The sequence below is a fragment of the Pseudomonas purpurea genome (genome assembly GCF_039908635.1).
GTDB lineage: Bacteria > Pseudomonadota > Gammaproteobacteria > Pseudomonadales > Pseudomonadaceae > Aquipseudomonas > Aquipseudomonas purpurea.
In genome coordinates this window covers 4,986,381-5,010,622 of record NZ_CP150918.1, presented here as the reverse complement: position 1 = coordinate 5,010,622, position 24,242 = coordinate 4,986,381, and the positions used below count along the sequence as shown (strand labels likewise).

Here is a 24,242-nt window from a genome sequence, read left to right as displayed (position 1 = left end):
AAAGTACGCCGTACGTGCGTATCGATGTTCATCATTAACTTATGAAGGATCCTGTAATGACTATCTCGGTTAACTACGCAGCATCGCAAGGCTCGACCACCATCGCCCAATACCTGGTCGACTGGACCGCTGGCTTCCAGACTGCCGGTCACGGCTACAGCAACACCGGTGGCTTCAGCAGCGGTGGTCGCAACATGAATGGCGACCAGTACGCCACGCATGGCAGCAATGGTTCCGACTACGCGTTCATTGCCGACAGCAACACCACCAACGGCCTGCACTACGTGTTCACCCCCGGCGTACCGGCCAGCAGCAACATGAACCACTACCTGTGGGGCAACCTGGACAACGTGCAACTGGGCGAAGTGCTGGGCGGCGGCAGTGGCCATGACTTCTCTCTCGACAACTACGTGGTGGCGTTCAATGGCCTGGACCTGTCCGCCGCCCAAGGCGCTGGCCGTGCCGGCAACGTGGTGCAGGACGTGATCTACGGCCTGATGCAAGGCAACACCGCCAACCTGGAAACCGTGCTCAACAACCTGCTGGACGACTACGGCCTGTCCACCGCGTCGACCTTCGACGCACTGGCCGCCAAGGGCCTGGGCCACGCCACTGCCGAATCCTTCGCTACCGCCGATGTGGCACTGGTGGGCGTGCAGGACGTTGGACAGGACTGGGCACTGGCTGCCTGATTTCCCTGCTGCATAAAAAAAGCGAATGAAAGATCGCTCTTCCATTCGCCTTGCTCAAACACCGACGCCGCCCGAGTTTTCAAAGGCCAGGGCGGCGCCGGTGGCGAATTCTGGGGAGCGCCACGGCGACTGTCAACGCGCCGGGCGAGCCTCGAACCGAGCGGCTCCGCTTGAGCCCTCGGTCATGCAAGACCCTCAATTGCCCACGGAAGTACTTGATGAACAGGCCTCAACCCCCCGCCGGTAACGAGACGCTGGCCGCACTGACGGCCTATAAAAGCGGCTTCTTCAACATCGGTCTGTTCTCGGCGGTGATCAACCTGCTGATGCTCGCCCCGGCGCTTTACATGTTGCAGGTGTACGACCGGGTGCTGGCGTCCGGCAATCAGATGACGCTGCTGATGTTGACGCTGATGATCCTCGGCATTTTCGGCCTGATGGGCGCGTTGGAATGGGTGCGCAGCCAAGTGGTGATCCGCCTCGGCACGCAAATGGACATGCGCCTGAACCAGCGGGTGTACGACGCCGCGTTCGAGGCGCAACTCAAGGGCGGCGTGCAGACTGCCGGCCAGGCCCTGAACGATCTGACCGCGCTGCGCCAGTTCGCCACCGGCAACGCGTTGTTCGCGTTTTTCGATGCGCCGTGGTTCCCGGTCTACCTGTGGGTGATTTTCCTGTTTCACCCCTGGCTCGGGTTGCTGGCGTTGGGCGGCGCGGTGCTGCTGGTAGCGCTGGCGTGGATCAACCAGCACATTTGCCAGGCACCGATGACCGAAGCCAGTCAGCTGTCGATCAGCGCCAGCCAACAGGCTACCGCCCACCTGCGCAACGCCGAAACCATCGAAGCCATGGGCATGCTCGGCACGTTGCGCGAGCGTTGGTTCGGCCAGCATCAGGCGTTTCTGGCCCAGCAGAACCTGGCCAGTGAAAAGACCGCCGCCATCAGCGCCTGGTCCAAGGGCGTGCGCCTGGCGTTGCAATCGTTAGTGTTGGGCCTCGGTGCGCTGCTGGCGGTGCAGGGCGAAATCACGCCGGGGATGATGATTGCCGGTTCGATCCTGATGGGGCGGGTGTTGAGCCCCATCGACCAGTTGATTGCGGTGTGGCGCCAATGGAGTTCGGCGCGCCTGGCGTATCAGCGGTTGTCGACGCTGTTGCAGGCCAACCCGGCGCGTGCGCCGCGCATGCCGTTGCCGACGCCCAAGGGTGAGCTGACGGTGGAGCAACTGAGCGCGTGCGCACCGGGCAGCCGACGCCCGGCCCTGAGCAATCTGGGGTTCAGCTTGCCGGCCGGTCAGGTGTTGGGGGTGATCGGCCCGTCGGGTTGCGGCAAGTCGACACTCGCCCGGTTGTTGGTGGGTGCCTGGAGTCCGGTGGCCGGAAAAGTGCGATTGGACGGCGCAGAACTGGCGCAGTGGGACAAGCAACAACTGGGGCCGCACATCGGTTACTTGCCCCAGGACATCCAGTTGTTCGCCGGCAGCATCGCCGACAACATCGCCCGGTTTGGCGCACTCGATTCGGACAAAGTCCTCGCGGCCGCGCAACTGGCCGGTGTGCATCAACTGATCCTGCAACTGCCCCAAGGCTACGACACGCCACTGGGCGAGGGCGGCGCCGGGTTGTCTGGCGGGCAGAAACAACGCATCGGCCTGGCTCGTGCGTTGTACGGCTTGCCCGCGCTGATCGTGCTCGACGAACCCAACGCCAACCTCGACGAGGCCGGTGAGCAGGCGTTGCTACAGGCCATCGCGGCCCTCAAGCAACAGCGACGCACGCTGATCCTGATCACCCACAAACCCAACGTGCTGAGCCTGACCGATCAGTTGATGATCCTGCGTGACGGCCAGTTGCAAGCGTTCGGGCCGACGGCGCGGGTGCTTGAGGCCTCACAGAAAAGCAAACCCGGCGCAGCGGCCCCGGCCAGCAGACCGGTGTCGGGCGTGAACATGAGTTATCGGCTCGGCGTTGCCGCCAGCAGTGAAGGAAGCAAAGCATGAGTCAGCAACACGCGGGCGTCACACCGACCGTCCACAGTCACCAGGCCTCGGCCAAGGTGTTGGCGCTGGACCACAAAGGGTATTCGCGACTCGGCTGGTGGCTGGTGATCGGCGGGTTTGCCGGGTTTCTCGCCTGGGCTGCCTGGGCGCCGCTGGACAAGGGTGTGGCGGTGTCTGGCAAGGTCATGGTCTCGGGCCATCGCAAAGCGGTGCAGCATCCCAGTGGTGGGGTGGTCGAGCGCATCGAGGTCAAGGACGGCGACCTCGTCAGCGCCGGGCAGGTGCTGATCCGTCTCAAGGAGACCCCGTTGCGCACGCAGATGCAGTCGTTGCGCACCCAGTTCCTCGGTTCGCTCGCCAGCGAAGCGCGCTTGAACGCCGAACGCGACGGCGCAGCGAGCCTTGAGTTCGCCGCAGAACTGGTCGCGCTCAAGGATGACCCGCAGGCTGCCGCGACCATGGACCTGCAACGGCAGTTGTTCAGCAGTCGTCGTCAGGCATTGGCCATGGAGCAGCAAGGCATTGACCAGAGCATTGCCGGTTCCGATGCCCAGTTGCGCGGGACTCGCGACTCCCAGGCCAGCAAGATGTTGCAGCGCGACGCGTTGCGCGAACAGTTGCAAGGCCTGCGCGAACTGGCCCGCGACGGGTACATCCCGCGCAATCGCTTGCTCGACAGCGAGCGCTTGCTGGCGCAGATCGAAGGGGCGATTTCCGAAGACTTCGGGCGCATCGGCCAGTTGCAGCGACAGGTGCTGGAGATGCGGTTGCGCATCCGTCAGCTCACCGAAGAGTTCCAGAAAGAAGTGCGCAGTCAGTTGGCCGACACCCGCATCCGCAGCGATGACTTGCGCAATCGCCTGGCCAGCGCCGAGTTCGAACTGGCCAACAGCCTGCTGCGCGCACCGGCCGCCGGGGTGGTTGTGGGGCTGGAGGTATTTACCGAGGGCGGGGTGATCAAACCCGGTCAGGCGTTGATGGAAATCGTCCCGCAGGGTGAGCCGCTGGTGGTGGAAGCGCGGGTGCCGGTGCAGATGATTGACAAGGTTCACCCCGGCCTGTCGGTGGAACTGATGTTCTCGGCGTTCAGCCAGAGCACCACGCCACGGGTGGTGGGGCAGGTCATGCTGGTGTCGGCCGACCGCCAGGTCGATGAACGCACCGACGAGCCGTATTACACGCTGCGTGCCCAGGTCGGCGAGCAGGGCATGGCGCAACTGGCCGGGTTGCAGATTCGCCCGGGCATGCCGGTGGAAGCCTTCGTGCGGACGGGGGAGCGCTCGATGCTCAATTACCTGTTCAAGCCGCTGCTGGACCGCACGCACATGGCACTGGTGGAAGAATGAGCATGGGCGTTTTACGTGTTGCATTGCTGACGCTGTGCTGTGTCGGTGCGCCAGCGGCTCAGGCCTTGGGTGTGTTGGACGCCTATGACCTGGCGTTACGCAATGATCCGACCTTTCAAGCGGCGATCGAGGAGCGCGCTGCCGGTGAAGAGCAGCGCATCATTGGTCGCGCCGGGTTGCTGCCGAGTCTGTCGTGGAACTACAACAATTCGCGCAATGAGTCCGAGGTCACCCAGGCGGATGTCAGCAAGGACCGCGACTACCGCAGTTACGCCTCGACCCTGACCCTGCAACAACCACTGCTGGACTATGAAGCCTACGCACGTTTGCGTCAGGGCGCGGCGCAGGCGTTGTTCGCTGATGAGCGTTTTCGCAGCAAGAGCCAGGAACTGGCCGTGCGATTGCTCGGTGCCTACAGCCAGGCGTTGCTGGCGCAGGAGCGGATTGAACTGAGCCGGGCGCAAAAGCGTGCGTACGCCGAGCGCTTGCAACTCAATCAACGTTTGCTTCAGGGCGGTGAGGGCACCCGCACCGATCTGCTGGAAACCAAGGCCCGCCTGAGCCTGGCCCAGGCCGAGGAAATCGAAGCCCTGGACGTGCAGGACGTGGCGCTGCGTGACCTGCAAGCCATCGTCGGGCAGCCCTTGCAGATCGAAGAACTTGACCCGTTGGTTCGTCAGTTCGACATCCAGCCGTTGCAGCCCAACCGCTTTGAGAGCTGGCGCGACCTGGCCATCGCCCACAACCCGGAACTGGCTTCCGAGCAGCACGCACTGAGCATCGCCGAGTACGAAGTGGAGCGTAAGCGCGCCGGGCATTTCCCCAAGGTCAGCCTGTACGCCAGCAGCCGTCAGACCCGTTCGGATTCGGAAAGCACCTACAACCAGAAGTACGACACCAACAGCGTCGGGGTGCAGGTCAGCCTGCCCTTGTTTGCCGGCGGCTCGGTGTCGGCGTCGACCCGGCAGGCGGCGCGTCAACTGTCCCAGGCGCAGTTTGAACTGGACGCTAAAACCGCCAGCACCCTGACCGAGTTGCGCAAGCAGTTCAACCTGAACACCAGTGGCGCGGCGCGTATCAGCGCTTATGAGATGGCGGTCGAATCGGCCACGGCACTGGTGACCGCGACCCAGAAAAGCGTGCGCGGCGGCGAGCGGGTCAACCTTGACGTGCTGGACGCCGAGCAACAACTGTTCAGCGCTCGCCGCGATCTGGCTGACGCCCGCCATGCGTATTTGCTGGCGCGGATTCAGCTCAAGTATTACGCCGGGCTGCTGGATGACCGGGACTTGCAGGCGCTGGCCGGGTATTTCCAACCGGTCGGCTGAGGCTGTCCATCGCAGGCAAGCCTGGCTCCTGCAGAGGGAGGCGGGGTGGAATGCAAACAGCCGTCACGAGGACGGCTGTTTGGGTGTTGCGTGCAGGCGACTCAGCGCCGGGTCAACAAGACCCCGGATTCCATGTGGTGCGTCCACGGGAACTGGTCGAACATCGCGCAGCGGGTGATGCGGTGGGTGTCGTGCAACTGGGCAATGTTGGCCGCCAGTGTCTCGGGGTTGCACGAGATGTACAGGATGTTCTCGAAGCGCCGGGTCAGCTCGCAGGTGTCCGGGTCCATGCCGGCACGCGGCGGGTCGACGAATACGCTACCGAACTGGTAGCTCTTCAGGTCGATGCCGTGCAAGCGACGGAACGGGCGAACTTCGTTCAGGGCTTCGGTCAGCTCTTCAGCGGACAACCGCACCAGCGTGACGTTATCCACCGCGTTTTCGCTGAGGTTGCTCAGCGCGGCATTCACCGAGGTCTTGCTGATCTCGGTGGCCAGCACTTTGCGCACGCGGGTCGCCAGCGGCAGGGTGAAGTTGCCGTTGCCGCAGTACAACTCCAGCAGATCATCCGAACGCTCGCCGAGGGCGTCGTACGCCCAGTTCAGCATCTTCTGGTTCACCGTGCCGTTGGGCTGGGTGAATGCGCCTTCGGGCTGGCGATAGCTGAAGGCGCGACCGCCAACCTCGAGTTTCTCGACCACGTAATCATGGCCGATCACTTCGCGCTTGCCCTTGGAACGACCGATCACGCTGACGTTCAGGTCTGCGGCCAGTTTCGACGCGGCCGCGTGCCAGTGTTCGTCCAGCGGGCGGTGATAACACAGGGTGATCATCGCGTCGCCGGCCAGGGTGGTCAGGAACTCCACCTGGAACAGCTTGTGGCTCAGGGCGGCGCTGGCCTGCCAGGCAGCCTTGAGTTGCGGCATCAACTGGTTGATGCGCAGGCTTGCGATCGGGAATTCTTCGATCAGGATCGGCGTGCGTTTGTCTTCCTGGGAAAACATCGCGTAGTGACGCTCGCCGGCTTCGCGCCACAGGCGGAATTCGGCGCGCAGGCGAAAGTTCGCCAACGGCGAGTCGAACACTGAAGGTTCTGGAGCATCGAACGGCGCGAGCAGGTCACGCAAGCGCGTGACCTTTTCTTCGAGCTGAACGGCGTAAGCCTGGGAATCGAATGTCATGCGGCGAACCAACCCAACTTGATCACAAACAGAATCGACAGGATCACCAGCGCCGGGTTCAGTTCACGGCCACGGCCGGACAACAGCTTGATGGTGGTCCAGGCGATGAAACCGAACGCGATGCCGTTGGCGATGGAGTACGTGAATGGCATGGCCAGGGCGGTGACCACCACCGGCGCGGCGACAGTAATGTCATCCCAGTCTATTTCCGCCAGGCCCGAGGTCATCAGCACGGCGACGAACAGCAGCGCAGGCGCGGTGGCGAATGCCGGAACGCTGCCCGCCAATGGCGCGAAGAACAGCGCCAGCAGGAACAGAATGGCGACGACCACTGCGGTCAGACCGGTACGGCCACCGGCGCTGACGCCCGCTGCCGACTCGATGTAACTGGTGGTGGTCGAGGTGCCCAGCAGGGAACCGGCCATTGCGGCGGTACTGTCGGCGATCAGCGCACGGCCCATTTTCGGCATGTGGCCGTCCTTGCCCATCAGGCCGGCGCGCTTGGCGACGCCGATCAGGGTGCCGGAGTTGTCGAACAGGTCGACGAACAGGAAGGCGAAAATCACGCTGACCAGACCGATGTCCAGTGCACCCATGATGTCCAGTTGCAGGAAGGTCGGCGCCAGCGAAGGTGGCATCGACATCACGCCGTTGAACGGGGTGAAGCCCAGCGCGATGGACACGATGGTCACGCTCAGGATGCCGATCAGCACTGCGCCGCGCACTTTCAGGGCTTCCAGGGCAACGATCAGCGCAAAGCCCAAGGTGGCGAGGATCGGGGCCGGTTGTTTCAGATCACCGAGGCCGACCATGGTCGCCTGGTTGCTGACCACGATGCCGGCGTTGTGCAGGGCGATCAGCGCCAGGAACAGGCCGATACCGGCCGCAATCGCCGAGCGCAGTGGCAGCGGGATGCTGTTGATGATCCATTCGCGGATGCGGAAGATCGACAGCAGGAAGAACAGCACTGCCGAAATGAACACCGCGCCCAGCGCCACTTGCCAGGTGTGGCCCATGTGCAGGACCACGGTGTAGGTGAAGAAGGCGTTCAGGCCCATGCCCGGCGCGAGCGCGATCGGGTAGTTGGCGATCAGGCCCATCACGGTCGAGCCGATGGCCGCCGCCAGACAGGTCGCGACAAACACCGCGCCCTTGTCCATGCCGGTCTCGCCGAGGATGCTCGGGTTGACGAACAGAATGTAGGCCATGGCCAGGAAGGTCGTGATACCCGCAAGAATCTCGGTACGCACGTTGGTGTTGTGTGCCTTGAGTTGAAACAGCCTTTCCAGCATGTCTGCTCCCCGTGGCGCGCCTTGCGCCGTGAATGTATCGACCTGAACAGCAAAGCACAGACCGCCATGGGCGCCTGATAATTTTCTGTTGGCCGGAAAAAGCCGCGCATCATACCAGCAGCGTGCGGCTATGGCTGCTTATGGCTGCGATCGTCGGCGATGTTTTGCCACGAAGTGGACTGGGGCATACTGCGCGCAGGTTTTGGGGAGCGTTATGGACGGTATAAAGAGCAGGATCATTCTGGCCCTGGGCGTGTGCAGCGCCCTGTTAACGGGCGCACCCACGGCGTCGGCCGCCTCGGCTGCGCCACTGAGCGAGGTCAAGGTGCTCAAGGTCGAATCGCCCAGCTGCGGTTTTGAAGACATCGACGAAGGGCAGGCGCAGACGCGTTGCGATCATTCCGGTGCCAGCATCAAGGTCTATGTGCTGGAGATCGGCTACGGCCGCATGCCGCATGTCGGGCTGGACGGTTTCGAAATCGATGGCACCCGCACGCGGGTCTGCGCCTTCGATAACGGCAACCTGACCGAGTGCACTGCTAACAGCAAGATTGTCGGTTACCTGTACATCTTCGATCTGGCCGGCAAGCAGCAAGGCACGTTCACGTTCAGCAACACCTCGCTCAACGCGCCGGGCAACACCCTGTCGACCCAGCTCTACATCAAGTAATCGCGGGGCTGTAACGCGGGCTACGCTTTAAGGATCACTTGGTGGAGTCTGCCCATGACCTTTAGAGCCCTGATCACCCTCGCCGAAGGCATCGACGACCTGCAAAGCGTGACCCTGATCGACGTGCTGCGTCGTGCCAAGGTTGAAGTGGTGGTGGCGAGCATCGAGTCGCGACGCATGCTGACTTGCGCCCGTGGCACCCGGTTGACCGCCGATGCCATGCTGGTCGACGTGCTGGCGCAACCGTTCGACCTGATCGTCCTGCCCGGTGGTGGCGTCGGCGCACAACACCTGGCCGCTCATCAACCGCTGCAACAACTGCTCAAGGATCAGGTGGCGGCCGGTCGCCGGTACGCGGGCATTGCCGAAGCCCCGGCGGTGGCCCTGCAAGCCTTCGGTGTACTGCGCCAGCGGCGCATGACCTGCCTGCCGTCGGCAAGCCATCAGCTATCCGGCTGCACCTTCGTTGACCAACCGGTGGTGGTCGACGGCACGTGCATCACCGCCCAGACCTCGGCCGCTGCGTTGGCGTTTGCCTTGACGCTGGTGGAACAGGTGTGCGGCAAGGCCCGGCGGGCGGCGGTGGCGGGGGAGATGGGGGTTTAATCGGCCTCAGGTTTTTGCTTCATCCATCGGCACATGCATGCGGTCGCGTTGGGCCAGGGTCGGGAACAGCTTGGTCCACACGCCTGTGACGATCAGCGTGCCGATGCCGCCCATCACCACCGCCGGCACGGTGCCGAACCAGTGGGCGGTCACGCCGGATTCGAACTCGCCCAACTGGTTCGAGGCGCCGATGAACAGCCCGTTGACCGCACTGACCCGGCCGCGCATTTCGTCGGGGGTTTCCAGTTGCACGAAAGATGCGCGGATCACCATGCTGATCATGTCCGCTGCCCCCAACACCACCAGCACCGCCAGCGAGAACCAGAAGGACGTCGACAGGCCGAACGCGATGGTCGCGACGCCGAACACCCCGACAGCGGTGAACATGACCCGCCCGACCTTGCGCTCGACGGCAAACCGCGCCAGCCACAACGACATCAACAACGCCCCCACCGCGGGCGCGGAGCGCAGCAGGCCGAGGCCCAAGGGGCCGGTAAGCAGGATGTCCCTGGCGAACACCGGCAGCAGCGCCGTCGCGCCGCCCAGCAGCACGGCGAACAGGTCCAGGGAGATCGCACCGAGGATGTCCGGACGGCTGCGGATGAATCGAATCCCCGCGAGCAGTGAGTCCAGCGTGGCCTTGCCCTTGTTCAGCGGCGTTTGCCGTGCCGGCAGGTTGAGCATGAGGGTGCAGGCAATCAGGTACAGGATCACCGTCGGGCCATACACCCACACGCTGCCGAAGGCATAGAGCAAACCGCCCAGGGCCGGGGCAACGATGGTGGCCGATTGTTGCGCCGACTGCGCGGCCGCGACGGCGCGCGGGAACAGCGCGCTGGGCACGATGCCGGGCAGCAAGGCCTGGGTGGTCGGCATCTCGAAGGAGCGGGCCGCGCCGAGCAGGAAGGCGAGGATGAAGATCATCTCGCGGGTGACATGGTCAGTGGCGCTGCCGATGGCCAGTGCCAGTGCAATCATCGCCTGCAACGACTGACAGAGCGCCGCGACCTTGCGCCGGTCGTAACGGTCGGCGACATGCCCGGTATGGAGCATGAACAGCACGCGCGGGGCGAATTCCACCAGCCCGACCAGGCCGAGGTCCAGCACATTGCCGGTGAGTTGGTAGAGGTTCCAGCCGATGGCCACGGTCAGCATCTGAAAACCGCTGGCGGTAAACACCCGGGCCAGCCAGAACGCAATGAAAGGGCGGTGAAGACGCAACAATAGCGGGGCTTCGGTGGACATCGGCAGGCTGGCCTGAGCGCGGGATAAACCGAGATTATCACCAAGCTGTAACCAAAAGTTGCGAGGGCTGGGAATTTAGTTAGCTAGACACCGAATGAAACGGGGCTCCGCGCCCCAGGGCCTCGAAAAAATCCGTGAGACAACCTGTCACGCGACAAAAGACCACACAGTTCGGCCCTGAAAATGGGACTACTCTTTCAGCGTTGATTGATCCAGATCAACAAGCTTTGCGCGGTGGGCCGGATTCCCTGCGTCGTGATGGAAAAAGAACGGACTCCAATCACCACACTCCATAACCGTGGGGGCAGTGGATGCAGGTCACGAGCCTGCAGCTGGTATTACCTGACAGAGGAAGACTTATGTTCGGTTTGGAGGCACTTGATCTCGCCCGAATTCAGTTCGCGTTCACCATCTCGTTCCACATCCTGTTCCCCGCCATCACCATCGGTCTGGCGAGTTACCTGGCGGTGCTTGAAGGCTTGTGGCTGAAAACAAACAACAACACCTACCGTGACCTGTACCACTTCTGGTCCAAGATCTTTGCCGTGAACTTCGGCATGGGCGTGGTTTCCGGTTTGGTCATGGCCTATCAGTTCGGCACCAACTGGAGCCGATTCTCGGACTTCGCCGGTTCCGTCACAGGCCCCTTGCTGACCTATGAAGTGCTCACGGCATTCTTCCTTGAAGCCGGATTCCTGGGCGTCATGCTGTTTGGCTGGAACAAGGTGGGGCGCAGGCTGCACTTTTTCGCCACGGTCATGGTGGCCATCGGTACGTTGATCTCGACCTTCTGGATTCTCGCGTCCAATAGCTGGATGCAAACCCCGCAGGGCTACGAAATCGTCAACGGCCAGGTCATCCCGGTGGACTGGATCGCGGTGATTTTCAACCCCTCGTTCCCGTATCGCCTGATGCACATGGCGACCGCCGCGTTTGTGGCCACGGCCTTCTTCGTCGGTTCGTCGGCGGCCTGGCACCTGCTGCGCGGTCGGGACAACCCGGCCATCCGCACCATGCTGTCGATGGCCATGTGGATGGCGCTGATTGTGGCGCCTATCCAGGCGGTGATCGGCGACTTCCACGGCCTCAATACGCTCAAGCACCAACCGGCAAAAATCGCCGCGATCGAAGGCCACTGGGAAAACCACGGCGACGAACCGACGCCGCTGATCCTGTTCGGCTGGCCGGACATGAAAGAAGAGAGAACCAAGTACGCGGTCGAAATTCCGTACCTGGGCAGCCTGATCCTGACCCACTCGCTGGACAAGCAAGTACCGGCACTCAAGGAATTCCCGCCTGAAGACCGGGCGAATTCGACCATCGTGTTCTGGTCGTTCCGGATCATGGTCGGCCTGGGCATGCTGATGATCTTCACCGGCCTGTGGAGTTTGTGGCTGCGCAAGCGCGACCGCTTGTACGAGAACCGTGCGTTCCTGCACCTGGCGCTGTGGATGGGGCCATCGGGCCTGATCGCGATTCTCGCCGGTTGGTTCACCACTGAAGTGGGTCGTCAGCCGTGGGTTATCTACGGGGTGATGCGCACCGCAGATGCTTCGTCCAATCACAGCGTGGTGCAGATGAGCATCACCCTGGCACTGTTTGTCGTGGTGTATTTCTCGCTGTTCGGTGTTGGCCTGGGCTACATGATGCGCCTGGTGCGCAAAGGGCCGAAGATCGACGAAGGTGCCGAGCCGAGCCATGGCGGCCCTGGTCAGCAACGTACACCGGCCCGTCCGCTTTCCGCTGCCGATGATGGCACTGAAGGTGATCGCAGCCACAGCCTGAAAAAGGGGAATTGAGTCATGGGTATTGATCTTCCGCTGATCTGGGCCGTGATCATCATCTTCGGCATCATGATGTACGTGGTCATGGACGGTTTTGACCTGGGCATCGGGATTCTCTTCCCGTTCATCAAAGGCAAAAGCGACCGCGACGTGATGATGAACACCGTCGCTCCGGTCTGGGACGGTAACGAAACCTGGCTGGTACTGGGGGGCGCGGCGTTGTTCGGCGCCTTCCCGCTGGCCTATTCGGTGGTGCTGTCGGCGCTGTACCTGCCGTTGATCCTGATGCTGGTCGGCTTGATCTTTCGCGGCGTGGCCTTCGAGTTCCGGTTCAAGGCCAAGGACGACAAGGTTCACATCTGGGACAAGGCGTTTATCGGTGGCTCGATCACCGCGACCTTCTTCCAGGGCGTGGCCCTCGGTGCGTTTATCGATGGTTTCAAAGTGGTTGATCGGCAGTTCGCCGGCGGCTCACTGGACTGGCTGACGCCATTCACGATGTTTTGCGGCGTGGCGCTGGTGGTGGCGTATGCGCTGCTGGGCTGCACCTGGCTGATCATGAAGACCGAAGGCAAGTTGCAGGAGCAGATGCACAACCTGGCGCGACCGCTGGCGTTCGTGGTGTTGGCGGTGATCGGTATCGTCAGCCTCTGGACGCCGCTGGCCCATGCCGAGATTGCCGCACGCTGGTTTACGCTGCCGAACCTGTTCTGGTTCCTGCCGGTGCCGATCCTGGTGCTGGTGACCATGTACGGATTACTGCGCGCAGTGGCCCGCAATGCTCATTACACGCCATTCCTGCTGACGCTGGTGTTGATCTTCCTGGGTTACAGCGGGCTGGGCATCAGCTTGTGGCCGTACATCGTGCCCCCGTCGATCACCATCTGGGACGCCGCCGCACCGCCGCAAAGCCAGGGCTTCATGCTGGTCGGCACGCTGTTCATCATTCCGTTCATCCTGGGCTACACCTTCTGGAGCTACTACGTGTTCCGCGGCAAGGTGACTCACGAAGACGGTTATCACTAGTCACACGATGACGACGCGAGCCCTGGGCTTGCGTCGATGACTCAGAGGAGATTGGCATGATGGCCGGTAAACCTGACTTGCAGGAAATCGAAGCGGCTGAGAAGAAGCCGCTTTGGCAGCGACTCGGCTGGCTGGCCGGGATCTGGGTTGGCAGTGTCCTGGCGCTGTTTGTGGTGGCGAGCCTGATGCGCCTGTTCATGAACGCGGCAGGCCTGAGCACTCACTGAAACACCGGACTTCCCATCCCGTTGCCTTGCGGCACGGATTTATAACCCTCCTGACCCGGAGGGTTTTTTTTGCGTGCTACGGGCTACTTGCAGGAGGCGAGTCTAAAAAAACCTGGAGCAGCGCTTGCTCGCGAGAGCAATCTTCAGGGGCTATCGCCAGCAAACCGTGCGCCTGCGTGACGATGTGAATCAGGTTCACTTGCGGGCCTTGAGAATCACGAATTTCGGGGTGGCCGCCACTTGTTCTACCCCCCGGAACAGCCGCGCCAGTTTGCTGTGATAACCCAGGTGCCGGTTGCCGACGATGTACAACGCGCCACCGACCACCAGGGCTTCGCGGGCCTGCTGGAACATCCGCCAGGCCAGGAAATCACCCACCACTTGTTGCTGGTGGAACGGCGGGTTGCACAGCACCACGTCCAGTGACTGCGGTTCCTGACCGGCCAGGCCATCGGCGGCGCGGACGATGACGTCACGCTCCCCGAAGGCTGCGCGCCAGTTTTCAGCGGCCGATTGCACGGCCATGAACGATTCGTCCACCAGTGTGTATTGCGCATCGGGGTTTTGCAGGGCACTGGCGATGGCCAGCACGCCGTTGCCGCAACCCAGGTCGGCAACCCGCGCACTGCCCAGGTTCATCGGCAGGTGTGGCAGGAAGGCTCGCGTGCCGATGTCCAGGCCTTCACGGCAGAATACGTTGGCATGGTTGAGCAGCTCGATGGCCGGTTGGTCGAGGGTGTAGCGCGTCGGATAGGGCGACACGGCCGGTGTTTTGGTTTCCGGCGTGGCGATCAGCAGCCTGGCCTTTTTCACGGCCAGTGAGGCTTGAACCGGGCCAATGTAGCGCTCCAGCAAGTCACCCGCGGCGCGCGGCAGGTGTTTGATCATGGCACTGGCGATAACGTGAGCGCCGGGAGCCAGTTGGTCTTGCAGGCGGATCAGTTGTTCTTCGAGCAGGGCCAGGGTTTTCGGTACCCGGATCAGCACGCGATCGAAGGGGCCAACGAATCGCTCGCTGGCCGGCACACTCGGCACGGCGTCAAACGCCAGGCCGTTACGCACGAGGTTTTTTTCCAGGCCCTGGAGCGCCAGGAAAGAGTCGCTGCTGCTGGTGACCTGGACCTTCCCGGCCAGGCTGGCTGCCAGCGCGCCGAAGCTGTCATTGAGCACCAGGACGCGTGTCGCCGCTGTCGGTTGCTGTTCGGCCAGGTAATTGAGCAGGTATTCGTCCGCCGCGTCAAAGGCTTGCAGCGGTTCGTTCTGCTGTTCGGGCTGGCGAATCAGGTCGAGTTGGGCGAAAGCGGTGTCGAGCAGGGGCATGGGGCGGGGACTCTGGATAATCAACGAATGTCCCGGGTGCCGCTGGAGGCTGACGGGACCGCCTGAGTGGACGTCGACGCGGCTTCTTGTGCGTCATCACCCAGTTGGGCCGCAAATGGTACGTTTTTTTACCTTGGATTACTTGCAGGTTTTACTGCGCGCAAGCCTGGAGGGCGGGTCTTGCTGTGTTCAGGAGCCTCAGATGACTCCGGTCATGGCGGCGCGTACGACGGCCGAGATTTTGTTGGTGACGCCCAGTTTCTTGATGGAGCTGTTGACGTGAAAGTTTACCGTTCGTTCTGTCAGGTTGAGGATCGTGGCAATCACTGCCGCCGTTTTGCCTTCTGCGGACCATTTCAGGACCTCGATCTCTCGGGGTGACAGTCGGGTGATGTCGTGGCATGCAGGTTTGTTCACCTGGAGCTTCTCTACCGCCAGCGAGTGCAGTTTCTGGCTGATGAACACCGCGTAGCCGAGGTTTTCATAGAGCTCATACGGTGACACCGCCCGGTGGCTGCGGGCGATACTCAACATCCCGCACAAACCGTGTTTCTTGTCATGCACCGGTTGTGACCAACCGTGCTGCAATCCTTGTATCTGCAAGGCAATCCAGAGTTCCGGCGCTTTTGAAAAAACGCTGTCTTCCCAGAGAATGGGGAGTACTGACTGGTTGCAATGGGCCACTAGTGGGTCTGTGGCTTCGTAGTTATTGTGGGCGTATTGCGTATTCCAGTTGTGGGGGTAGTTATTCATCCTCAGTTTGTGTGACAGGTGACTGCAATTAAGGGAAGTTATTGAAAAGGCACAGTATTCGAAGCCGAGGTTGTTAACGAAGTTGAGGGCCATGTCATAAGCCGATTCGATTTTCGTCTCGTGTGCCAACTGCTTCAGTTGCGCCTCTCTCCAGATGTCCATAGTCACTCTCCATGAGTGTCGCTTTTGAGTGTCGTGGATCCAAAGACCGACACGGAAACGAGTGTAGGATAACTCTTACATCTTGGGTGGGATTATTTCGCTCTGATGAGTGCCTCTGGCGGTCTGAAAAAGTTTATGTCGTCAATACAAGAACTTGGTTTTGAATTCAGGTTGTCATGTAACGAACTCTAGAATATGTATTTTTCAGTTAGTTTTGATTCAGGCGTAAATACCACTACAAAACTGCGGTGTTTCTCTCGGCGGGTTTGCGTGACACTAGGGGGACCTGAACACCGGAGTGCCTCATGACCGCCAGTGCAGAAAAATTCACCCGTCAGACATTGCTCGACGTACAACCTCTGACGCCCAGCCTGTTTACCCTGCGGACTACACGGGATCCGGGGTTTCGTTTCCGCGCCGGGCAATTTGCCCGCCTGGGCGTGACGAAACCCTGCGGCAGCACGGTCTGGCGTGCCTATTCCATGGTGTCTTCTCCCTATGACGACTTTCTGGAGTTCTTTTCAATCGTCGTGCCTGGAGGCGAGTTCACCAGTGAGCTGAGTCGTCTTGGCGAAGGCGACGCCTTGCTGGTGGAGCGCCAGTCGTTCGGTTTTCTGACTCTGGACCGTTTTGTCGATGGCCGTGACCTCTGGCTGTTGTCCACCGGTACGGGCATCGCGCCATTTCTGTCGATCCTGCAGGACTTCGAGGTCTGGGAAAGATTCGAGCGGATCATTCTGGTCTACAGCGTGCGTGAAGCCCGTGAGCTGGCCTATCAGGCACTGATCAGCGGGCTGGCTGCGCGCGATTACCTGGCGGAGTACGCACACAAACTGCAGTTCATCGCCACAGTTACCCGCGAGGAGCACCCCGGCGCACTGAGCGGGCGGATTACCCAACTGATCGAAAACGGCGAGCTGGAGCAGGCCGCGGGCGTCGCCCTGACTGCCGAGCATTCGCGGGTCATGCTGTGTGGCAACCCCCAGATGATCGATGACACGCGCCACCTGCTCAAACAGCGAGGTATGCACCTGAGCCTCAGCCGTCGTCCTGGCCACGTTGCGGTAGAAAACTACTGGTAAAAAAAACGGCGCCCCGAGGGCTAATGCCGATCGGTTAACGTCACTTTACGAGGAATGCTTCAGGTTGTTTGCCAGGCTCGAGAACCACCCCCTCACCCTCTCCCCAAAAGGGCGAGGGAACTGACGGTGGTGTTCATTCGAGTGACATCGACCTGAAAGTCCGAGTCGAACTCAGGTTTTGAAAGGCATAGAGATCTGCTCCCTTTCCCCTCGCCCCTTTGGGGAGAGGGTTGGGGTGGGTAGATTTCGGATCAGAACAGAGCATTCAGACGCTGAGTTTTCTTAACTGACCGGCATTCGCCCCGAAGGCGCCGTTATTCAGGTTTGATTCGCGCTCAAGGTCGGTTGTTCTGGGCCTTGAGCAGGTCGCGGATCTCTCCCAGCAACTCTTCTTCCTTGGTCGGAACCGGCGGCAGGGTTGGCGCCACGGCTTCTTCGCGCTTCAGACGGTTGATGGCTTTCACACCCATGAAAATCGCGAACGCGACGATCAGGAAGTCGATGATGCTCTGGATGAATTTGCCATAGGCCATGACCACGGCCGGGGCGTCACCCTGTGCTGCCTTGAGCGTGATGGCGAGGTCTGCGAAGTCCACCCCACCGATCAGCAGGCCGATTGGCGGCATGACGACATCACCGACAAACGACGACACGATCTTGCCGAATGCGGCGCCGATGATGATACCGACGGCCATGTCGACCACATTCCCTTTGACCGCGAAGGCCTTGAACTCACTTAGCACGCCCATAGGTTATTCCTTGTTACAGATGAGGTTGGTGAACGCAGTGTAAATCAGCAGTACGGGTCTTGCTCGGCACAACGGCTGACAACGTTCGCAGTTATCGACCCACGTTCTGGCAAATAGTTTACAAAGTGCCACCATTCGCGCGCGGTTTACGCGCCAAGTCTCTGATGGGCCAGCATAAAATCTCAATCGGTGCGGTGTGTTCTTTCTATTTATATTTTGACTCGCCGGTCACTAGCCTCTGTTCAGCGCATCTGGATGCGCCCCATAAAACCAGAGGATTGCGACATGACCACCGCCCTTGGCCGAGGGACTTTCCCTCATCGCCGCACATGGGGTCTTTTGACCGCCAGCCTGTTGTCCTTCTCCGTCCACGCCGCCACCCTGACCCGGGATAATGGCGCCGCCGTGGGCGACAACCAGAACTCGCAAACCGCCGGCGCTACCGGCCCGGTGCTGTTGCAGGATGTGCAACTGCTGCAAAAGTTGCAGCGTTTCGACCGTGAACGCATACCCGAGCGGGTGGTACATGCCCGGGGGACGGGCGCTCACGGCAGCTTTACCGTGACAGATGACCTCAGTGACCTGACGAAGGCCAAGGTGTTCGCTGCTGGCCAGACGACACCGGTCTTCGTGCGATTCTCGGCAGTGGTGCACGGTAACCATTCCCCGGAAACCCTGCGCGATCCTCGTGGTTTTGCCACCAAGTTCTACACCGCGGACGGTAACTGGGACCTGGTGGGCAACAATTTCCCGACCTTTTTCATCCGGGATGCCATCAAGTTTCCGGACATGGTCCACGCTTTCAAGCCGGACCCGCGAACCAACCTCGACGATGATTCACGCCGCTTCGACTTTTTCTCCCACGTACCTGAAGCCACGCGCACCCTGACCGAGCTGTATTCCAACGCCGGCACGCCGGCCAGTTATCGGGAAATGGACGGTAATGGTGTTCATGCTTACAAGTTGATCAATGCCAAGGGTGAAGTGCACTACGTGAAGTTCCATTGGAAAAGTCTGCAGGGTATTAATAACCTCGATCCCAAAGCGGTTATTAATGTTCAGGGAAAAGATTACAGTCATATGACCAATGACTTGGTTGCTCATATTAATAAAGGCGACTTTCCAAAGTGGGACTTGTACGTTCAGGTTGTAAATTCGCAAGACCTGTACAAGTTTGATTTCGATCCTTTGGACGCTACCAAGATCTGGCCGGGTATTGCTGAACGAAAAGTTGGACAAATGGTGCTCAACCGTAATCCAGCGAATGTGTTCCAGGAGACCGAACAAGTTGCCATGGCACCGGCTAACTTAGTGCCAGGCATTGAACCCTCGGAAGATCGTTTGTTGCAGGGGCGAGTGTTCTCGTATGCCGATACCCAGTTGTATCGCCTGGGGGCCAATGCCTTGCAGTTGCCGATCAATGCGCCAAAGGTCGCGGTGAACAACGGCAATCAGGACGGTGCGATGAACATCGGTCACAGCAGCACCGGTGTGAACTACCAGCCGAGCCGCCTGGAGCCACGTGCAGAACCACAGGCGGCACGCTACAGCCAGTCGGTCCTGGCGGGCAGCACCCAGCAAGCGAAAATCCAGCGCGAGCAGAACTTCAAGCAGGCCGGCGATTTGTATCGTTCGTTCAGCCAGAAGGAGCGCAGTGACTTGATCGAGAGCTTCGGCGGCTCGCTGGCGACGACCGATGACGAGAGCAAGCACATCATCCTGTCTTTCCTCTATAAGGCAGACCCGGAGTACGGCACGGGTGTGACCAAAGTCGCCAAGGGTGATCTGGGCCGCGTCAAAGCCCTCGCGGCCAAACTGGCGGATTGATCGTAGAAGCCACACCGGTCCTCGCGCAGGTATCGTGCGCGAGGCCTTTGGAGCACCTGTCATGCGAATTTTTCTTGGCTTGTTTCTGGCGGCGCTGTCGATCAGCGTTCACGCTGAGTCGGGCGCGCCTTCTTCAGTGAAGGTCCAACTGCAGGATTATTACTTCGACGCCGCCCGCCGGGGCGACGTGCCGACGCTCGACACCTTCATCGAGGCGGGCTACTCCCTCGATACCCGTGACAGCAAGGGTTACACCGCATTGATTCTGGCGGCTTATCACGGCCAGGGTGAGGCCGTGGAACACTTGCTGGGTGCGGGGGCGGACGCTTGCGCCCAGGATCATCGCGGCAACACCGCGCTGATGGGCGCGATCTTCAAAGGTGAAATGCAGATCGCCCGACGCCTGTTGGCGGCCGATTGCAGCCCGGACCAGCGTAACGGCGCTGGCCAGACTGCCGCGATGTACGCCGGTTTGTTCAAACGATTGGAGTTGCTCGACGCTTTGGCCGCCAAGGGCGCCGACCTCAATGCCGAGGACTCGCTGGGCAACAGCGCCGCGCGTCTGGCAACGGGGCAAATCCGTACGGTGGTGCCGCGCTGATCGTGTCTGGCTGAGCTATCATCGCGGTTTTTTCCCGGGAGTTCAGATGGCCAAGGCAAAGCGCATGTACGGCTGCACCGAGTGCGGTTCGACCTTCCCCAAGTGGGCCGGCCAATGCGGCGAATGCGGGGCCTGGAACACCCTGACCGAAACCATGGTGGAAAGCGGCGGTGCCGCAGCGCCCAGCGGTCGTACCGGTTGGGCCGGGCAGCAGGCGCAGATCAAGACCCTGGCCGAAGTCAGCGTCGAAGAGATTCCGCGCTTTTCCACAGCCTCCGGTGAACTGGACCGCGTACTCGGCGGCGGTCTGGTGGACGGTTCGGTGGTGCTGATCGGCGGCGATCCGGGTATCGGTAAATCGACCATCCTCCTGCAAACCCTGTGCAACCTTGCGACCCGCATGCCGGCGCTCTACGTCACTGGTGAAGAATCCCAGCAGCAAGTGGCCATGCGTGCCCGGCGCCTGGGCTTGCCCCAGGACCAGTTGCGGGTGATGACCGAAACCTGCATCGAAACCATTATCGCCACCGCCCGGGTAGAGAAGCCCAAGGTCATGGTGATCGACTCGATCCAGACGATTTTTACCGAGCAACTGCAATCTGCTCCCGGTGGCGTGTCCCAGGTCCGCGAAAGCGCGGCGTTGCTGGTGCGTTACGCCAAACAAAGCGGCACAGCGATTTTCCTGGTCGGTCACGTGACGAAAGAGGGCGCATTGGCAGGGCCGCGGGTGCTGGAGCACATGGTCGACACCGTGCTGTACTTTGAAGGTGAGTCCGATGGTCGCCTGCGTTTGTTGCGGGCAGTGAAAAACCGTTTCGGCGCGGTCAACGAGTTGGGCGTGTTCGGCATGACCGACAAGGGCTTGAAGGAAGTCTCCAACCCTTCGGCGATTTTCCTCACGCGGGCCCAGGAAGAAGTGCCGGGCAGTGTGGTGATGGCAACGTGGGAAGGCACGCGTCCGATGCTGGTGGAGGTTCAGGCGCTGGTGGACGACAGTCACCTGGCCAACCCGCGCCGCGTAACGCTGGGGCTCGATCAGAACCGTCTGGCCATGCTGCTGGCGGTACTGCATCGCCACGGCGGCATTCCGACCCACGATCAGGACGTGTTCCTCAACGTGGTCGGCGGGGTCAAGGTACTCGAAACCGCGTCCGACCTGGCGTTGATGGCGGCGGTGATGTCCAGTTTGCGCAACCGGCCGCTGCCCCATGACTTGCTGGTGTTTGGTGAGGTCGGGCTGTCTGGCGAAGTGCGGCCGGTGCCGAGCGGTCAGGAGCGTTTGAAAGAAGCCGCCAAGCACGGCTTCAAACGTGCCATCGTGCCCAAGGGTAACGCCCCGAAAGAGGCGCCCGCCGGGCTGCGGATCATCGCGGTGACCCGACTGGAACAAGCCCTCGACGCACTGTTCGAGTAGTTTTCACTGTTGTGCACATTCCCTGTGGGAGCGGGCAGGGTGCAGGGGCTTCAGGTTTCGATCAAGGCACCCAGCTCGCGCTCAAGTTCGTCCTGATCGCCAAGGTTGAGTTCGATCAGGCGCCGCAGGCGACTGACGGACTCCAGGCTGATGTAGCGGCAGACGAAGCCGAGCTGGCGATTGTTGTCATGGGACAGTTGGATGTCCATGCGAATCTCGGCTTCGGTGCTCAAGTGAATCTCGACCGAAAACATCTTCTGGTTGTCCCCCAGCCAAGGCTCGGGGCGCTCGATCAACAGACCCTTGAGTGACAAATCGATCAACCTTACTGGCCAGATACAATCCCCCTGACTCAGCTCGGTTCGGGCATCGAACGCAATACGTTTGAAGCGGCGGCGATTGGCAGGGTGGTCGCTCATGGCGCGGTCCTCTGGTTGTTCGCTGACTATAGACCCGCATCTGCACAGGCTGCCACTACAGCGATGGCGCTAGACCAACGTCGAGCTATGGTCTTTATCGCCACTAGCGCTAAACTCGGGGTGGCTGTCTTTCTTGTCCACCCTGGCTGGAATAAAAAAATGAAAAATAATAATAGCCTGCTACGCCATCTACCCTGGCTGCTGCTGGCAATCGTAGGCGCGTGCGCCCTGGGCGTCGTGGCCTTGCGCCGAGGCGAGGCGATCAACGCCTTGTGGATTGTGGTCGCGGCAGTGGCCATTTATCTGGTTGCATACCGTTACTACAGTCTGTTCATCGCCAACAACGTGATGCAACTTGACGCGCGTCGGGCCACCCCCGCCGTCATCAATAACGACGGTCTGGACTACGTCCCTACCAACAAACACATTCTGTTCGGACACCACTTCGCGGCCATTGCGGGCGCGGGGCCTTTGGTTGGTCCGGTCCTGGCGGCGCAGATGGGCTACCTGCCCGGCACGCTTTGGCTGATTGCCGGCGTGGTGCTGGCCGGTGCCGTTCAAGACTTCATGGTCCTGTTCATGTCCACCCGCCGCAACGGCCGTTCGCTGGGCGACATGGTCCGTGAAGAAATGGGCCGCATCCCCGGGACCATCGCGCTGTTTGGCTGCTTCCTGATCATGATCATCATCCTCGCGGTGCTGGCGCTGATCGTGGTCAAGGCGCTGGCCGAGAGCCCGTGGGGTATTTTCACGGTGATGGCGACCATCCCGATCGCGATGTTCATGGGCATTTACATGCGCTACATCCGCCCGGGCCGCATCGGTGAAATCTCGGTCATCGGTGTGTTGCTGCTGCTCGGTTCCATCTGGCTGGGCGGGCAGATTGCCGCCGATCCGGTGTGGGCCAAAGCGTTCAGCTTCACCGGGATCCAGATCACCTGGATGCTGATTGGCTACGGCTTCGTCGCGGCGGTGCTGCCGGTCTGGTTGATCCTCGCACCGCGCGACTACCTGTCGACCTTCCTGAAAATCGGCACCATCATCGCGCTGGCGATCGGCATCCTGGTGACCATGCCCGAGCTGAAAATGCCGGCGCTGACCCAGTTCATCGACGGCACTGGGCCGGTGTGGAAGGGCGGTCTGTTCCCGTTCCTGTTCATCACCATCGCCTGCGGCGCGGTCTCGGGTTTCCACGCACTGATCTCCTCCGGCACCACGCCGAAGCTGCTGGATAACGAAACCAACGCCCGTTACATCGGTTACGGCGGCATGCTGATGGAGTCCTTCGTGGCCATCATGGCAATGGTTGCCGCTTCGGTGATCGAGCCAGGCGTGTACTTCGCCATGAACAGCCCGGCCGCAGTGGTCGGCGGTGACGTGGTGGCCGTGGCGCAAACCGTCAGCAGCTGGGGTTTCGCGATTACGCCGGAAGCCCTGCAAGCGGTGGCCCATGACATCGGTGAAACCACCATCCTGGCGCGCGCCGGTGGTGCGCCGACCCTGGCGGTCGGTATCGCGCAGATCCTGCACAGTGTCCTGCCGGGTGAAAACACCATGGCGTTCTGGTACCACTTCGCGATCCTGTTCGAAGCGCTGTTCATCCTGACTGCCGTCGACGCCGGAACCCGTGCCGGTCGTTTCATGTTGCAGGATTTGCTCGGCTCCTTCGTGCCGGCGCTCAAGCGTACTGAATCCTGGACCGCCAACCTGATCGCCACCGCCGGTTGTGTGGCGATGTGGGGTTACCTGCTGTACCAAGGCGTGATCGACCCGCTGGGTGGCATCAACACCTTGTGGCCGCTGTTCGGTATCTCCAACCAGATGCTGGCCGGTATCGCGCTGATGCTCGGCACGGTTGTGCTGATCAAAATGAAACGCCAACGCTACATCTGGGTGACCTTGCTGCCAGCGGTCTGGCTGTTGATCTGCACCACCACCGCAGGCTTCATCAAGCTGTTCGACGCCAACCCGGCGATCGGCTTCCTGTCGCTGGCCAAGAAATACAGCGATGCCCTGGCCAACGGGCAGATCCTCGCCCCGGCCAAGGACATCAACCAGATGCAGCACGTGATCTACAACGCGTACACCAACGCAACGCTGACGGCGCTGTTCCTGTTCGTGGTGTTCAGCATCCTGTTCTATGCGCTCAAGGTCGGTATTTCGGCCTGGGGCACGAAAGAGCGTACGGATAAAGAATCGCCATTCCAGGCATTGCCGGACGCGTAATCGAGGATTGCAACCATGTTCAATGACCTGAGTCGCCTCGGTAAATACCTCGGTCAGGCCGCGCGCCTGATGGTCGGCATGCCCGACTACGACACCTACGTCGAGCATATGCAAACCAAACACCCGGACAAACCGGTGATGAGCTACGAAGCGTTCTTCCGGGAACGCCAGGAAGCCCGTTACGGTGGCAAGGGTGGGCCCAAGTGCTGTTGATCCGTTGATTCGGGTCATGTGATGTGAGGTGGAAGCAGGCCTAAGTGGGAGCGGGCTTGCTCGCGAAGGCGGTCTGACA

Annotated in this window: 22 protein-coding genes; 15 read left to right on the top strand and 7 right to left on the bottom strand. The window is 61.1% G+C overall.

The genetic code is table 11. The annotated features are described in order from the left end of the window. Positions 1 to 56 precede the first annotated feature (56 nt). From AABM54_RS22485 to AABM54_RS22470, 4 genes are all read left to right on the top strand, one after another. On the top strand, positions 57 to 692 hold the full coding sequence (locus AABM54_RS22485; RefSeq protein WP_347902148.1) for a heme acquisition protein HasA: 636 nt from the start codon (positions 57 to 59) through the stop codon (positions 690 to 692). 218 nt (positions 693 to 910) lie between these two features. Continuing rightward, entirely contained in the window at positions 911 to 2,692 is a 1,782-nt protein-coding gene (locus AABM54_RS22480) for a type I secretion system permease/ATPase (RefSeq protein WP_347902147.1), read from the top strand. Next, complete coding sequence (locus AABM54_RS22475) at positions 2,689 to 4,038, top strand: HlyD family type I secretion periplasmic adaptor subunit (RefSeq protein ID WP_347902146.1); 1,350 nt, start codon at positions 2,689 to 2,691, stop codon at positions 4,036 to 4,038. The genes AABM54_RS22480 and AABM54_RS22475 overlap by 4 nt, the downstream gene beginning before the upstream one ends. A 2-nt stretch (positions 4,039 to 4,040) precedes the next feature. Further along, positions 4,041 to 5,366 (top strand): TolC family outer membrane protein, encoded by a 1,326-nt coding sequence (locus AABM54_RS22470; RefSeq protein WP_347902145.1) that lies wholly within the window; start codon positions 4,041 to 4,043, stop codon positions 5,364 to 5,366. A 101-nt stretch (positions 5,367 to 5,467) separates the two neighbouring features. Here AABM54_RS22470 and trmA read toward each other — a convergent pair whose 3' ends face one another. Together trmA and AABM54_RS22460 are read right to left on the bottom strand one after the other, a co-directional pair. Continuing rightward, a complete protein-coding gene (gene trmA / locus AABM54_RS22465) occupies positions 5,468 to 6,547 on the bottom strand; it encodes a tRNA (uridine(54)-C5)-methyltransferase TrmA (protein ID WP_347902144.1) in 1,080 nt (359 codons plus the stop codon). Beyond that, entirely contained in the window at positions 6,544 to 7,839 is a 1,296-nt protein-coding gene (locus AABM54_RS22460; protein ID WP_347902143.1) for an NCS2 family permease, read from the bottom strand. Before AABM54_RS22460 ends, trmA begins: the two co-directional genes overlap by 4 nt. Positions 7,840 to 8,053: 214 nt before the next feature. Here AABM54_RS22460 and AABM54_RS22455 point away from each other — a divergent pair, with 214 nt between their 5' ends. Next, positions 8,054 to 8,509 carry a DUF4879 domain-containing protein gene (locus AABM54_RS22455; protein WP_347902141.1) on the top strand — a complete coding sequence of 152 codons (456 nt, stop codon included), beginning with the start codon at positions 8,054 to 8,056 and terminating at the stop codon, positions 8,507 to 8,509. 54 nt (positions 8,510 to 8,563) lie between these two features. Beyond that, a complete protein-coding gene (locus AABM54_RS22450) occupies positions 8,564 to 9,115 on the top strand; it encodes a DJ-1 family glyoxalase III (protein ID WP_347902140.1) in 552 nt (183 codons plus the stop codon). A gap of 6 nt (positions 9,116 to 9,121) precedes the next feature. Here the strand turns inward: AABM54_RS22450 and AABM54_RS22445 are convergent, their stop codons facing one another. Next, the gene (locus AABM54_RS22445) at positions 9,122 to 10,360 is read right to left on the bottom strand and encodes an MFS transporter (protein ID WP_347902139.1); all 1,239 of its coding nucleotides are present in this window, start codon (positions 10,358 to 10,360) and stop codon (positions 9,122 to 9,124) included. 359 nt (positions 10,361 to 10,719) lie between these two features. Here AABM54_RS22445 and AABM54_RS22440 point away from each other — a divergent pair, with 359 nt between their 5' ends. Genes AABM54_RS22440 through AABM54_RS22430 form a run of 3 tightly spaced genes read left to right on the top strand, consistent with a single transcriptional unit; the run spans position 10,720 to position 13,397 of the window. Beyond that, the gene (locus tag AABM54_RS22440; RefSeq protein ID WP_347902138.1) at positions 10,720 to 12,159 is read left to right on the top strand and encodes a cytochrome ubiquinol oxidase subunit I; all 1,440 of its coding nucleotides are present in this window, start codon (positions 10,720 to 10,722) and stop codon (positions 12,157 to 12,159) included. Between the two features lie 3 nt (positions 12,160 to 12,162). Beyond that, the gene (gene cydB, locus AABM54_RS22435; RefSeq protein WP_347902137.1) at positions 12,163 to 13,170 is read left to right on the top strand and encodes a cytochrome d ubiquinol oxidase subunit II; all 1,008 of its coding nucleotides are present in this window, start codon (positions 12,163 to 12,165) and stop codon (positions 13,168 to 13,170) included. Positions 13,171 to 13,229: 59 nt separating this feature from the next. Next, positions 13,230 to 13,397 (top strand): DUF2474 domain-containing protein, encoded by a 168-nt coding sequence (locus AABM54_RS22430; protein WP_347906283.1) that lies wholly within the window; start codon positions 13,230 to 13,232, stop codon positions 13,395 to 13,397. A gap of 195 nt (positions 13,398 to 13,592) precedes the next feature. Here the strand turns inward: AABM54_RS22430 and AABM54_RS22425 are convergent, their stop codons facing one another. After that, positions 13,593 to 14,717: a methyltransferase gene (locus tag AABM54_RS22425; RefSeq protein WP_347902136.1), complete on the bottom strand. Its 1,125-nt coding sequence runs from the start codon at positions 14,715 to 14,717 to the stop codon at positions 13,593 to 13,595. A gap of 198 nt (positions 14,718 to 14,915) precedes the next feature. After that, positions 14,916 to 15,632 carry an autoinducer binding domain-containing protein gene (locus tag AABM54_RS22420; RefSeq protein ID WP_347902134.1) on the bottom strand — a complete coding sequence of 239 codons (717 nt, stop codon included), beginning with the start codon at positions 15,630 to 15,632 and terminating at the stop codon, positions 14,916 to 14,918. A gap of 305 nt (positions 15,633 to 15,937) precedes the next feature. On the opposite strand from AABM54_RS22420, the gene AABM54_RS22415 reads away from it, so the two are divergent. Then, positions 15,938 to 16,714: a ferredoxin--NADP reductase gene (locus AABM54_RS22415; RefSeq protein ID WP_347902132.1), complete on the top strand. Its 777-nt coding sequence runs from the start codon at positions 15,938 to 15,940 to the stop codon at positions 16,712 to 16,714. 335 nt (positions 16,715 to 17,049) lie between these two features. On the opposite strand, the gene mscL is transcribed toward AABM54_RS22415, so the two are convergent. Next, positions 17,050 to 17,463, bottom strand: a complete 414-nt coding sequence (gene mscL, locus AABM54_RS22410) for a large-conductance mechanosensitive channel protein MscL (RefSeq protein WP_347902131.1) — start codon at positions 17,461 to 17,463, stop codon at positions 17,050 to 17,052. A gap of 285 nt (positions 17,464 to 17,748) precedes the next feature. On the opposite strand from mscL, the gene katB reads away from it, so the two are divergent. From katB to radA, 3 genes are all read left to right on the top strand, one after another. Next, complete coding sequence (gene katB, locus AABM54_RS22405; RefSeq protein ID WP_347902129.1) at positions 17,749 to 19,290, top strand: catalase KatB; 1,542 nt, start codon at positions 17,749 to 17,751, stop codon at positions 19,288 to 19,290. A gap of 61 nt (positions 19,291 to 19,351) precedes the next feature. Beyond that, positions 19,352 to 19,891, top strand: a complete 540-nt coding sequence (locus tag AABM54_RS22400) for an ankyrin repeat domain-containing protein (RefSeq protein ID WP_347902128.1) — start codon at positions 19,352 to 19,354, stop codon at positions 19,889 to 19,891. 46 nt (positions 19,892 to 19,937) lie between these two features. Continuing rightward, positions 19,938 to 21,305: a DNA repair protein RadA gene (gene radA / locus AABM54_RS22395; RefSeq protein WP_095166434.1), complete on the top strand. Its 1,368-nt coding sequence runs from the start codon at positions 19,938 to 19,940 to the stop codon at positions 21,303 to 21,305. 50 nt (positions 21,306 to 21,355) lie between these two features. Here the strand turns inward: radA and AABM54_RS22390 are convergent, their stop codons facing one another. Beyond that, entirely contained in the window at positions 21,356 to 21,724 is a 369-nt protein-coding gene (locus tag AABM54_RS22390) for a PilZ domain-containing protein (RefSeq protein WP_347902126.1), read from the bottom strand. Positions 21,725 to 21,883: 159 nt separating this feature from the next. On the opposite strand from AABM54_RS22390, the gene AABM54_RS22385 reads away from it, so the two are divergent. Then, the gene (locus tag AABM54_RS22385) at positions 21,884 to 23,950 is read left to right on the top strand and encodes a carbon starvation CstA family protein (RefSeq protein WP_347902125.1); all 2,067 of its coding nucleotides are present in this window, start codon (positions 21,884 to 21,886) and stop codon (positions 23,948 to 23,950) included. 15 nt (positions 23,951 to 23,965) lie between these two features. After that, positions 23,966 to 24,163 (top strand): YbdD/YjiX family protein, encoded by a 198-nt coding sequence (locus AABM54_RS22380; RefSeq protein ID WP_010448516.1) that lies wholly within the window; start codon positions 23,966 to 23,968, stop codon positions 24,161 to 24,163. Positions 24,164 to 24,242: the final 79 nt, after the last annotated feature.